At 58.8% G+C, this 12,041-nt stretch carries 13 protein-coding genes, 1 tRNA gene and 1 other RNA gene; 10 read left to right on the top strand and 5 right to left on the bottom strand.

The window, feature by feature from the left end:
- The coding region (locus tag GX181_08385) for an NADH-quinone oxidoreductase subunit F (GenBank protein NLM71959.1) at nucleotides 1–894 on the bottom strand (894 nt) is incomplete at its 3' end.
- 15 nt (nucleotides 895–909) lie between these two features.
- Nucleotides 910–1,395 carry an NADH-quinone oxidoreductase subunit NuoE gene (gene nuoE / locus GX181_08390; GenBank protein ID NLM71960.1) on the bottom strand — a complete coding sequence of 162 codons (486 nt, stop codon included), beginning with the start codon at nucleotides 1,393–1,395 and terminating at the stop codon, nucleotides 910–912.
- Nucleotides 1,396–1,571: 176 nt separating this feature from the next.
- Here nuoE and GX181_08395 point away from each other — a divergent pair, with 176 nt between their 5' ends.
- Nucleotides 1,572–1,811, top strand: a complete 240-nt coding sequence (locus GX181_08395) for a glutaredoxin family protein (GenBank protein NLM71961.1) — start codon at nucleotides 1,572–1,574, stop codon at nucleotides 1,809–1,811.
- A 24-nt stretch (nucleotides 1,812–1,835) separates the two neighbouring features.
- A complete protein-coding gene (locus GX181_08400; GenBank protein NLM71962.1) occupies nucleotides 1,836–3,248 on the top strand; it encodes a glucose-6-phosphate isomerase in 1,413 nt (470 codons plus the stop codon).
- Between the two features lie 41 nt (nucleotides 3,249–3,289).
- Here the strand turns inward: GX181_08400 and GX181_08405 are convergent, their stop codons facing one another.
- Nucleotides 3,290–3,961: a tRNA 2-thiocytidine biosynthesis protein TtcA gene (locus GX181_08405; GenBank protein NLM71963.1), complete on the bottom strand. Its 672-nt coding sequence runs from the start codon at nucleotides 3,959–3,961 to the stop codon at nucleotides 3,290–3,292.
- A gap of 200 nt (nucleotides 3,962–4,161) precedes the next feature.
- Here GX181_08405 and GX181_08410 point away from each other — a divergent pair, with 200 nt between their 5' ends.
- Nucleotides 4,162–4,857, top strand: a complete 696-nt coding sequence (locus GX181_08410; GenBank protein ID NLM71964.1) for a response regulator transcription factor — start codon at nucleotides 4,162–4,164, stop codon at nucleotides 4,855–4,857.
- 159 nt (nucleotides 4,858–5,016) lie between these two features.
- Here the strand turns inward: GX181_08410 and fliD are convergent, their stop codons facing one another.
- On the bottom strand, nucleotides 5,017–7,038 hold the full coding sequence (fliD, locus tag GX181_08415; GenBank protein NLM71965.1) for a flagellar filament capping protein FliD: 2,022 nt from the start codon (nucleotides 7,036–7,038) through the stop codon (nucleotides 5,017–5,019).
- Between the two features lie 173 nt (nucleotides 7,039–7,211).
- Between fliD and GX181_08420 the strand changes: the two genes are divergently transcribed.
- From GX181_08420 to GX181_08430, 3 genes are all read left to right on the top strand, one after another.
- Entirely contained in the window at nucleotides 7,212–7,811 is a 600-nt protein-coding gene (locus GX181_08420) for a hypothetical protein (protein ID NLM71966.1), read from the top strand.
- An 80-nt stretch (nucleotides 7,812–7,891) separates the two neighbouring features.
- Entirely contained in the window at nucleotides 7,892–8,986 is a 1,095-nt protein-coding gene (locus GX181_08425; protein ID NLM71967.1) for a flippase-like domain-containing protein, read from the top strand.
- A complete protein-coding gene (locus tag GX181_08430; protein NLM71968.1) occupies nucleotides 8,973–9,530 on the top strand; it encodes an isoprenylcysteine carboxylmethyltransferase family protein in 558 nt (185 codons plus the stop codon). Before GX181_08425 ends, GX181_08430 begins: the two co-directional genes overlap by 14 nt.
- A gap of 16 nt (nucleotides 9,531–9,546) precedes the next feature.
- Here GX181_08430 and GX181_08435 read toward each other — a convergent pair whose 3' ends face one another.
- The gene (locus GX181_08435; GenBank protein ID NLM71969.1) at nucleotides 9,547–10,104 is read right to left on the bottom strand and encodes an isochorismatase family protein; all 558 of its coding nucleotides are present in this window, start codon (nucleotides 10,102–10,104) and stop codon (nucleotides 9,547–9,549) included.
- Nucleotides 10,105–10,261: 157 nt separating this feature from the next.
- Here GX181_08435 and GX181_08440 point away from each other — a divergent pair, with 157 nt between their 5' ends.
- The 4 genes from GX181_08440 (at nucleotide 10,262) to ssrA (ending at nucleotide 12,041) form a co-directional block, all read left to right on the top strand.
- Nucleotides 10,262–10,903 carry a hypothetical protein gene (locus GX181_08440; protein ID NLM71970.1) on the top strand — a complete coding sequence of 214 codons (642 nt, stop codon included), beginning with the start codon at nucleotides 10,262–10,264 and terminating at the stop codon, nucleotides 10,901–10,903.
- A 55-nt stretch (nucleotides 10,904–10,958) separates the two neighbouring features.
- A tRNA-Pro gene (locus GX181_08445) sits at nucleotides 10,959–11,036 on the top strand.
- A 162-nt stretch (nucleotides 11,037–11,198) separates the two neighbouring features.
- Nucleotides 11,199–11,669 carry an SsrA-binding protein SmpB gene (gene smpB / locus GX181_08450; protein NLM71971.1) on the top strand — a complete coding sequence of 157 codons (471 nt, stop codon included), beginning with the start codon at nucleotides 11,199–11,201 and terminating at the stop codon, nucleotides 11,667–11,669.
- 20 nt (nucleotides 11,670–11,689) lie between these two features.
- Nucleotides 11,690–12,041, top strand: a transfer-messenger RNA (tmRNA) gene (gene ssrA / locus GX181_08455).

Genomic DNA, 12,041 nt, shown 5'->3' on the forward strand with positions numbered 1-12,041 from the left:
TCTCCGTCCCTCTATAGAGGCCATCAGGGCCGTCTCCTCCCCGCAGACGAAAGCGCCTGCGCCCTCCTTGATGTGCAGATGAAACGAAAAGCCGACGCCCATTATGTCTTCGCCGAGAAGTCCGTATTCCTCCGCTTGGACGATGGCGTTTCTGAGACGCTCTATTGCGAGCGGATATTCGGCGCGGCAGTAAATGTACCCTTCCTCGGCCCCCATGGCGTAGGCGCCTATGATCATGCCCTCCACCACGCAGTGAGGGTCGCCCTCAAGCACCGATCGGTCCATGAAGGCGCCGGGGTCCCCCTCGTCGGCGTTGCAGATCACGTACTTCTTGTCGCCGGGCGCCGAGGCGCAAAAACCCCACTTGAGACCGGTGGGAAAGCCTCCGCCTCCGCGGCCGCGCAGTCCGGAGGCCTTGATCTCCTCGATCACCTCTGCGGGCTTCATGTGGAACAGCGCCTTGCCAAGCGCCTCGTAGCCTCCCCTGGAAATATACTCGGTTATATTGTCCGGGTTGATGTAACCGCAGTTGGCGAGAACTATGCGGTGCTGCTTGGCGTAAAAGGGTATGTCGCTGTAGCGTGGTATCGAGGGCTCCTCCTCGGTCGCTACGTACATAAGACGCTCGACAGGGCGTCCTTTATATATATGCTCGCTTACTATCTCGGGGACGTCGTCTTTGTCCACTCTGCAGTAAAATGTCCCCTCCGGGTAGACAATCACGATCGGCCCCATCTCGCACATACCGTGGCACCCGGTGGGTACCACCATTACCTCTTTGTCCAGCCCCAGCTTCGACAGCTCGCTATTGAACTCCTCCGCCACTGTGTCCGAACCGCCGGACTTGCAGCCTGTTCCGGCGCAGACAAGAATATGGGATCTATATATCGGCATCCTTTCTTCTCCTTCCTATTCGAACTGGTCGAGAATGCCGGCCACGCCCTCGGGCACAAGTCTGCCGAAGGTCTGAGAGTCCACGGTCATCACGGGGGCGAGACCGCAGGCGCCGAGACAGGCCACAGGCTCTATGGTGAAGCGAAGGTCCTCCGTGGTCTCGTTCTCGTTCACCCCGGTGATCTCCTTCACTTTTTCGAGTATCTTCAAGCTGCCTCTGACGTGGCAAGCAGTACCCCTGCATACGCGGATCACATGACGACCGCGAGGCTTCAGGTGGAACTGGGAGTAAAAAGTTGCCACGCCAAATATCTCGGCTGCCGGAATGTCAAGTTCCCCTGAAAAAAAGTCGACTGCTTCCGGCGAGATATAACCGAGCTCTTTCTGAAGATCCGCGAGAAGCGGGATAGTGATTCCTTTCTTGCCCCGATAGCGCTCCGCGATCGGGGCAAGCCGTATCTCCAGATCGGAGCTCGCCTTGGTCTCCGAAGAAATGGTCATTGCCTCTCCCCCTCATGTGTATAGAGTGAAATTACCTGTTGAGGTATTAATTATACCGCTTATACTTGACAATTGACTCGGAGGGCAAGAAATCGTTATATTTCGTTTATAATAAACTTGCGGGTCAGGGGAGTGTCAGATATACTCCCCATGAGTATATTGATACGGAGGTGTTTATTATGATAACTGTGTACTCTTCCAAGACTTGCCCGTGGTGCACCAAGGTCAAGGAGCATCTGGACGGAAAGGGTGTCGATTATGAAGTGGTCGATGTTGCTGAGAACAGGGAGGCCGCGATGGACATGGTGAAAAAGACCGGACAGATGGGCGTCCCCGTGACTGAGATTGGGGATAGATACATCATCGGCTACGACCCCGATTCGATTGACGAGGAGATAGCGAAAGCCGGTCAGTAGAATCCTTTGGAGGGAGTTGAAGAGGTGGCGAAAGCAACGAACGCGGATTCTGAACTGCTCACCGTTTCTTTCGGAATGGCTCTCGGCGACGATCCCGATCTGCCTACGGAATCGGTGGTGGAGGAGTTGCTGCATGAATACGAGGAGGCCCTGATGAGGGCCGACAGATGCCTGCGAGACGGATGCGCGGAGGGCAGGGAGGGGATGGGGTGGGTGTCCCTCCCGTACAGGGATATCGGCGACATAGAGGAGGCCGCCGAATGGCTGAAGGGATTCGATGCCATAGTGCAGGCGGGAATAGGCGGCTCCGCGCTGGGCAACCTGATGCTGCACGGCGCGCTGCTGCCCCCCTACTGGAACGAGACCCCTCCGGACAGGAGGAAGGGACCCCGCTTCTTCCTGGCGGACAATGTGGATCCGAGGGACGACAGGATGATCTGGAAGCTCATCGACGCGGAGAGGACCGCCTTCATCGTGATAAGCAAGTCGGGCAGCACGGCGGAGACGATGGGGAACTTCCTCTTCTTCTGGGATCGCCTCAAGGTGGAGCTGGGCCCGGTAAAGGCGGCGCAGCACGTGCTGGTGATAACGGACGAGGAGAAGGGAGTGCTGAAGCCGTTCGCGGACGAGATCGGCTGCAGGCGCCTGGTGCTTCCCTCGGATGTGGGCGGCAGGTTCTCCGTTCTGTCGTCTGTCGGGCTTCTGTCCGCCCTGGCCCTCGGGATCGACGCTCGGGAGCTGCTGGCGGGCGCCGCCGAGATGGACCGAAAGCTGTCGCGGCTCAACTCGGTGATGGAGAACCCGGCCTGGCTCCTGGCGGGCCTCTCCGTGGCCCACTACAGGCTTGGGCGAAACATGACGGTGATGATGCCATACGAGGACGCTCTCGAGAAGTTCTGCGAGTGGTTCGCCCAGCTCTGGGGCGAGAGTCTGGGGAAGGACGGGGAGGGCTCGACGCCGGTCCGTGCCCTCGGCGCGATAGACCAGCACTCGCAGATCCAGCTCTACACGGAGGGGCCGGACGACAAGCTATTCACGATCCTAACGGTCGCGGAGCCGGAGGAGGACATTACAATACCCGAGACGGAGGAGGGCGCGCTGGTCCCGCTCGCCTACCTGTTCGGCCAGTCGATGAACTCGCTTCGACGCTACGAGGCTCTTTCCACCGCGGCCGCGATAGTGAAGAGCGGAAAACCGGTCGTCACCATAGAGATGTCCCGCCTCGACGAACGAAGGCTGGGCGCGCTGATCCAACTCTACGAGCACGTCACTGCGCTGTCGGGCTTTCTGCTGAACGTCAACCCCTTCAACCAGCCGGGGGTGGAGCAGGGAAAGAACTACACCTACGGGCTCATGGGGCGTCCGAGCTACAGCTCCCAGGCCCTTGAGGTCACGGCGCTGGCCGACAGGCTGTCGGAGCGCGAGATAAGCCTGTAGTCCGAGGCGAGAATTCCCAGAGGGCGCTTGAGACGCGCCCCTTAGTCATCACGAGCATTCCACCTGTCGCGTTCGTCGATGGATCCGAGGGCGTGGATCACATTGTACTTTATCCCGGGGTTTGCGGCCGCCAGGAGGGAGAGCGTCTCCTTGGCCCTGACCCTCTCGGTCTCGCGCGAGTAGGGGCAGAGACAGGGGAGCACCGGCAGATTCAGGCGTCCGGCTTCCCTCTCCACTCGCTTCTCCTCGGTCAGGACAAGCGGACGTATCACCGTGATCCCGGTCTTGCTCTGGTGCAGCTTCGGCAGGAAGGATTTGAAACGCCCCGCGTGGAAAAGGTTCATCAGCGCTGTCTCCACGGCATCGTCCAACGTGTGTCCAAGCGCCAGGGAGACGCAGCCTGCCTCCTTGGCGGCGGTGTTGAGGAGCCCTCTGCGGATATTCGCGCACAGGCTGCAGGGCGACCGTTCTTCCCTGTTGGCTATGATGTCGACGATGGGGTAGGGCTTGACCGCGTAGGGGATATCCAGGGACTCGCAGAAGCTCCGGAGCTCCGACGTGTCCAGTTTCCCCCCCGTGATGTCCACCGTGCAGGCGGAGAGTGAAAAGGAGACGGGGCTGCGCCTTCGGAGCCCCGCGAGCGCAAGCGCCATGACCATGCTATCCTTGCCGCCTGAAAGACCGATCATTATGCCGTCGCCGTCGGATATCATCCTGTAGTCGGATATGGCGAGGCCGATCTTTTTTCGGACGGGATTTGCCAGGATCATGCTGTTTTTTATCGACAATTGCAACTCCTCCTCGAAAAAACGCGGCTCTCATGATACTATATAGTGCAAAAGACCCGTGCGTGTCCGGCTTTTTGTCATGTAAAGCCGGTACCGGAAAGATGAAATGAATCGAGGGTGTTCGCATGGATCAGATAAGAGTTCTTATCGCGGACGATCATAAGCTGTTTCGCGACGGAGTCAAGAGGCTGCTGGAGCTGGAGTCGGATATCGCGGTGACGGGCGAGGCTGGCGACGGCGAGGAGGCGCTGCTGTTGATCCAGGACCAGGCGCCCGATATCCTCCTGTTCGACATAAACATGCCCAAGGTGGACGGGATTCAGCTCATCAGGGAGCTAAACAGAACTCCTCACGATATCAAGTTTGTGGCCATAAGCGCCTACGATGACGAGGACTGCCTGGCGGCTCTGTCGGCAGCCGGGGTGTTGGGTTTCGTGCTTAAGGCCTCGGGAAAGGTTGAACTCCTGTCGGCGATCCGATCGGCCGCGAGGGGGCAGCCGTACGTCGACCCGCGCGTCGCCGGAAGGTTGCTGACCTCCTACTCCCGAAGAAAAGAGGAAAACGATCAACTCTATGACCTGACTTCCCGCGAGAAGGAGATACTGTACTGGCTGGCACAGGGGCTGGGCAACACCGAGATCGCCCTCAGCATGGTTCTCTCCGAGAAGACGGTGAAAAATCACGTCAGCCACGTGCTGAAAAAACTGGATCTCCGAAACAGGACCCAAGCCGCCATCCTCGCCTGGCGGATAGGCTTCGCGCAGATCTCGCCCGATACTCTGGCCCAGCTTCTGGAGGGCGACGACAGGAAGAAAAAATGAAGAGCCGGTCGGGTTAACCCGACCGGCATTTTCATTACGGCAATTATCGTAGCTCTTTCCGGGATACCTCGTCGCGTTGCTCCTCGGGATGACGATATCGTCATCCCGAACGGCGTGCGGCGCGCAGCGACGGAGGGAGCTCCCTGTCGCGAGAGACCTTTAGCCGCTCTTCCCCTGCAGCTGCTGAATCACCGAGGCGAGCCAGGAGGCCTGCTGCTGCAGTTCTGCGAGCCGCACCTCCGCGCTGGCGAACGACTCGTACAGTCCGCGGGCCCTGACCTCGAGACGCCTCTCCATGTCAGAAATTCGCTTGCCTATCAGGTTGATCTCGGACTGATAGGTGAATACCTGGCTCGCGATCCTTCCCTTCGGTACCGCGGTGTTCCCTATCTCCTGTTGCGAAGTGCTGACCATGTTGTCTATGTAGTCGTCCATCTGCCCCATGAGGGTGGTCATAAGGGCGGCCACTGAGTCCGGGTCGTTCGTCAGGGCCTCCATGAACTTGTTCTGGTCGAACTCGAGCTTGCCGCTCTTGCCGTAGTCGACGCTCTCCGTGGAAAGACCGATCTGCGACAGCAGGGTGAAGGGGGTGCCGAGTCCGATGGCCTTGAGAGCGTCGTCGTCGCCGCCCAGGGAGAATTTGCGCCCCTGCGAGGCCTCGATGACGAGCTGGTTGTTCACCACCTTGGCGCTGGCCATGCGGATCGGGTAGACTCGCCCCTCCGGATCGTGGGTCATCTCGTAGGAGTTGTTGATCTTGGACGCGATGGTGGCGAGAGTGTCCGAGGGGGTGACCTCGATGTTCGCCGTCCTCACGCCTACGGTGACCTGGAAGGTCGAATTGGCCGCCAGGCCCTGGGACGACATCGGGCCAAGAACGTTATGCCCCGCCTTCTGGGTGAACTTGGATAGTATGGGGGTGGTGACGAGCATCCGAAGCTGTGACTTGCTCTGCCACAGCATGGAGTTGCCGTGCAATAGACCGAACTTCTTGGAGAAGTCATCGTCCTTGTCCTTCTGCGAGCTTTCGGACAGGCGGATGTTTATCCAGTCGATGACGTCGTTGTACGTCTCGACGAAGCTCATCATCCCCTCGACCGCCTGCTCTGCGTCCTGGACGATGTCCATTATCACAGTTCCTGGGCCGTTGATGGAGAGTTTGACTCCCTCGAGCAGGTCGTCCACCTCGTTCGAGGAGCGCTTTATCAGCAGTCCGTCGACCCTGAACTCCGCGTCCTGGGCTGCAATATGGTATTCTGGATCATTGTCGTTCAGCTTAAGAAGGGTGAGTATCTCATCTTCTCCCGTGATGGTAAAGGCGTTTGAGTCGACCGTGAAGGAGATTTTGTACTCCTCGCCCGGTGCCGGGCGGTCGCCCGTCGGGAGCCAGCGGATTTGGTCGGTGCCGGCGATTATCTCGAAGTCGGTTCCTTCGTCGTACGATTTTTCTGGGTCGCCATCGACTGTTACTTCGAAGCCGGTGCCGACCGCGGCGGTGAACCCGAGTTGGTCGAAATCGCCTAACCCTCTCGTGAACGTCATCTTCTCCTTTGTCTCGCCGAGGCCGGTGGAGACGCTCTTTAGGACCAGTCGATTGTCCAGTACTGTTGCAACTACGCCGAGCCCCTCTCCGTAGGGCTGGCCGGTTGCGGGGTCTATCGTGGCATCCTTGGCGTCGTTGATCTTGTCGGCGATGGTCCACAGGGTGTCGCTAGTCTGCACTTCAATGTCGGCGCGCCGCCCTCCGACGTTCACGGAGAAGACAGCGGGCGCGGACAGGGGGGGGTCTTCGTCTGCCATCGTGCCCAGAATCCGCTTGCTGAAGCGGGTCTCGGCCTGCGCCTTCTGGATGACCTCTATCTCGTGCCGGGAGATCTTCGCGCTCGCGTCGACCGATGCGGAGACGATCCCTGAAGGGTCCAGCCCCGCCGCAGCGGAGAACTCCGCCGTCTTCGCCTTGAAGATCGAGTCCAGCTTCAACGGAGAAACAGCCGAGCGCAGGGTCTTGAGCCCGGCGCTGAACTCGTTGAACAGGCCGATCTTCAGTTCGAGCGTGTCCTGCTGCTTCTCCCACAGTCTTATAGGCTTCCTGGCGTTGTCCAACAGCTTGTCGGCCATCGCACCCCAGTCGATCTGGGAGGAGATTCCGGGGATCGAAAAGGTCGATTGGTATTCAGACATTTGTAATCATCTCCCTAGTTTATGGGTATCATCCCACGGTTAATTATCGGCGGGGGAACTCATGACCTTGACTCTTCCCGCGGCTTTGTTCCTAAGACGTGGTACAATGTCTCCCGATAAAGGAAATAGATGGTCATTTTGGATATAAGAGTGCCAAGCATAGGAGGGACGTCATGAGGATATTCATCGACGGAGAGGAAATGGACTTCTCCTTTGAGACGGACTCTAAGGACGAGATTTATTCCAGGGTGAAGGACGAGGTGACTCGAAGAGGCTGCGTGATCAGCACGATTACCGTGGACGGCGCCGCTCTTGAGGAGGAGGCCTTCCTGGCCCTTTCAGGGGGGATGGAGGCGCGGTTCGAAGCCATGCCCGTGCGGGAGCTTGTGATGGAATCTTTGTCGGACGGCACGGATTACATGAAACGACTGTCATCCGGGCTGGAAAAAGTCGCCGACATGCTGGAGGAGGACAAGACCGCGGAGGGTTTGCAGCTTCTGCAACATGCCGCCGAGGGCATCGGGTGGTCGATGCAGGTGATGCATAACTGCCAGATCCTGCTCGGCCTCTCGGACAACGAGATCGGCGACGGCAAGGTGGGGGAGCTTAAGACCAACCTGGTAGCCGAACTGGAAAAGGCATCCTCTTCCGTCGAGAGCGGAAAACACCTCGAGCTTTCGTATAACATTCGAACCGGTGTGCTGCCCGAGATCCAAAAACTCGCTGGTTACATGCAGGAACTTCTGGATGCCGGCAGGAAGCCGATACAGTAGGCCTTGAGACAGCATTTGAACACGGCTCTTCCGGGCGCGATCGCACGGAACTATCGTGGCATGTGAGGAGGCGCCCCGGTTTGACCCTTCGTAAAGGACTTGTCCTGTTCGTAATACTCTCATTCGGCGTAAGCGCCATCGTCCTCTTCTCCAGCGTTGATTCCGACACGTGGAGGACGATGCTGAACGCCGACTGGAGGCTGCTTCTGCTGGCTTTCGTCTGCGTGCTTGGTGCCTGGGTTTGCGACGCGACCCGTTTCGTAGCTCTTGCGAGGTCCGCGGGGGAGCGGTTGGGCTTCTGGTTCGGCCTGGTGTTGACGTGGCTGCACTATTTCGGGTGTGCCGTGACCCCCATGCAGAGCGGCGGAGGCCCTTTCCAGGTCTATGTCCTCTACAAGAAAAACGTCCCGCTTGGCAAGGGAATAGCGATCACCCTGACGAGAACCCTGCTGACCCTGTTGATCCTGGGCTTTGTCGTGCCTCTGGCCGTGATCATAGAGCCGGAGCTGTTGGAGGGGAAACTCTTCGTCAAGGGTGTTTTCTCGTACGTAATGGTATTCATCGTCGTCTCATGGATACTGATACTGCTGAGCATCCTGCGCCCGGCCCTTATCAAGCGATGGGGGCTGGTCCTCATCCTGTGGCTGAAGAGGATCGGGGCGATTAAGCCGGAGACGGTCCTTCGGGCGGTCCGCAGGATGAACTTGGAGATCGACAACTACAATTTGAACTTCCGCATGTTCTTCTCCTGCGGCTTCCGCTATTTCCTGCTTGCAGTAGTCTTCTCAGTGCTTCACCTTCTGTGCATGTTCTCCGTGCTACCGTGCCTGATAGCGGCCATGGGCCTGCCTTTTCACTTCATGCAGGCGATACTGGCCCAGGCGGTCTTTCTATTCCTGCTTTACTTCGTCCCGACTCCCGGGGCGAGCGGGGTGGCGGAGGGAGGCGGCGCTGCGGTGTTCGGGCTGCTGGTGCCGTGGAATATGGCCGGGGTGACGGCGATAGCGTGGCGCTTTTTCACCGAATACCTGGCGATAGCCATGGGCGTCGTAGTCGCGGTGCGGATGCTCGGCTGGGGAGTCAGCGAGAACCTGTACCACAACGAACCGGAGTCCGACGGTGAAGACGCCAGAAGAGCGCTCGACGGCTGCGAAAAACGCCGTGAACGACCTTAGGGCCACTGTATTCAAACTGAGAGGGGGATTGTGGGCCGCCCTTTTCCTCCTTGTGCTCTTGGTGGCTTCCCCCACGAGCCCGGCGTTTCAGGCGGTCGGACTGACACTTGTCTTTCTGGGGCAGGCGTTGCGCCTGTGGGCGGCCGGATGCATAACCCGTTACAGGGGGGAGAAGGTCGGCGCTCAAAAGCTGGCGACCTGGGGGCCTTACGCCATAGTCAGAAATCCGCTTTACGTCGGAAACTGGCTGATCGGCGCCGGCTGGGGTCTGCTGGCGGGCTGGACGGCCCTGGTGGTCTTCGTCGTCTCCTTCTGGCTGGTCTATTGCGTGGCGATCGTGCCCTTCGAAGAGGAGTTCCTGAGCCAGACCTTCGGAGAGGAGTATGCCCGGTACGCGGTGCGCACCGGGCGTTTCATACCGAGATCGCTTGTCATCGAGGACTTGTTCGGCCCGTTCGACATCAGCGTGCTGTGGAGGAGCGAGGTTCACTCCCTCCTGGTCACCCTGATCGGGACCGCCGTCCTGCTCTGGCACGTCCGTTAGACAGACCGATCTCCGGTCAGTCCTTGAAGAGAGGCAGAAGCTCCTTGAACTCCGGCGTCCCGGACCGCTCCATTATGTGGTAGATCACGGTTTCGACAGGAAGAATCAACGCGCCTGAGTTGCGCATCGTGTCCAGCGCCAGCGAGGAGTGCTCCGGCAGTCGGCTTCCGCACGCGTCCGAGGCTACCGCGACCCTGCGGCCCTGTTCGAGCAGATCCAACGCAGTGGCCAGCACGCAGATATGAGTCTCGATGCCGAACAGGACCACGACGGGCCTGTTCTGCGCTTCTATGACCGAGTCGAACCCCTCCTCGTCGCAGCATGAGAAGGCGTTCTTCTCGAATCGCACTGCCCCCTGTGGCAGGGCCTTCAGGAGCTCGCCGTCCGTGGGGCCGAGTCCCCTGGGATACTGTTCCGTGTAGCAGAACGGAACGCCGAGGACCTCGGCTGCGCGGGCCAGCTTCAGCACGTCGCGCCTTATTGTCTCATGACCGTGGATGGCCGGAAGAAGTCTCTCCTGGATGTCGATCATCAACAGCTGGGCGGAGTTCCGTCTAAGCCTGAAAACGCTCATAATTACACCCCCTGGATATTTGCGTCACCGCATAATTTTATCATCAAAAACAGGCGCCTCCAAAACCCGACTGAAGTGAAAGATTCCATCATTTGCCTGTTGTTAGGCCAGGTTCGTTGTGCTATGCTTCCAACAGTACGGGAATACGGAGGACGACATGACACTGGAAAGAAGAATTGACGAGATCGATTCGGAGGAGAACTGGACGGTGGGGGAGATACTCTCGGCCATGTCGGGCTCGGAATATCCACGCTACATAATCGACATTGTCAATCAGGTACAGAAATGGATGGACGACTCTATAAGGGCGGATGATCCGAACCAGGATATCGATCCCGTGGCGGCCCTGTTCGAGAACGTCATGGAGATGGACGGAGAAGCCCTGTTCAACGGGCTGGAATGGGTCGACGAGTACGCCGACCTGCTGCCGAACATCAAAAAACCCTTCGGAAACGAGGATGTAGTCGCTCTGCACGTGGGACCGGCGGACTTTGAGGACAGCCTGCGCATGGCAATAGACTACGCGGCCCTGTTCAACCGCGGAGTGAGCCGCAGGGTCTGGGTGATAAGCGACACCTTCATCATCGGGGACGTATACCGCTACATATCCCACATCCGAGCGCTGAACCGCGCCGGAATAGCATTCCGCTTCCTGCTGGTGACGCCCTGGGGATGGACGGAGATTCCGCTAGCGGCGGAGACCGCCCCGTCCAGCCGCATCCATTGGAAGAAAGACAGGAAAGGCGACGCAGCGCCGGAGGACGACGACAGAAAACGGGACGACCGTTTGACGAGATAGCCTTACGGTGATAAAATCTTCCGCGTTGCGGAGAGACAGGCAGCAATCTGTGAGTCGGGGCGTAGCGCAGTCTGGTGAGCGCGCCTGGTTCGGGACCAGGAGGTCGGAGGTTCAAATCCTCTCGCCCCGACCAGATAACGGTCGACAGTGGGAGGTTCCGGAAAGCCGGAGCCTCTCTGCTTTCTTGCCCGGTTAATGCAAGTTGTGCATCATCGCCCGGGCGCGGCGCTGGGAATTGCGTGCCCTGCGCCGTGATTGTTGACTAACGTTGACCAAGGTGCTAAAATTACGACAGGTGTATGAGATGGCAGACCGTACAGTAGCACGGAACAGGAAAGCGCGCCACGACTATTTCATCATCGAGACCTTCGAGAGTGGAATAGTCCTGACCGGGACCGAGATAAAGTCCGTGCGTGAAGGCAGGATTAACCTCAAGGAGGGCTACGCGCTCATCCGGGACGGTGAATTGTGGCTCACGGGAGTGCACATATCTCCTTACGAAAAGGGGAGCTACTACAACCACGAGCCACTGCGCGACAGAAAGCTGTTGATGAAGCGCCACGAGATCTTGCGCCTTCATTCCAGGGTGCGTGAAAAAGGGTTGACCTTGGTGCCTCTTTCCGTCTATATCAAGGATGGAAAGAGGGCCAAGGTGGAGCTCGCGCTGGTAAAGGGAAAGCAGCTCTTCGACAAGCGCGACGCAATAGCGGAAAGAGACGTCAAAAGAGCGATGGAACGCGCCGTAAGGCGCGATGACAGGGACTGAGCAAGAGTTCCGGAAATTATGGGGGCGACTGGTTTCGACGGCAAGACGGAGGGTCTGGAGGAGCGGGCCGAGGTCGTCCGAACCTCGTTAAACGCGGACAAACAAACAAACGTCAACAACAACAATTACGCACTGGCTGCGTAAAGCAGCCACGTCCTTCGCGGGAATAGCCGCCGTTTCTTCGTAGGGCGACACAAAAAGGCGGATGCTTTTCGGGGAGCGCCTCCGGCCCCGGAAAAAAGACAAGGAGGCTTGGGCGAGAGGATCCTGTTCCCGGGAGCCTTCAGCCGACACTAAATCGGGAACTACGCCCGTAGCGCCGCCACGGCCGGCCCTTGTCGGACGGGGGTTCGATCCCCCCCGCCTCCACCA

This window comes from Synergistaceae bacterium (assembly GCA_012521675.1).
Taxonomy (GTDB): Bacteria; Synergistota; Synergistia; order Synergistales; family Aminobacteriaceae; genus JAAYLU01.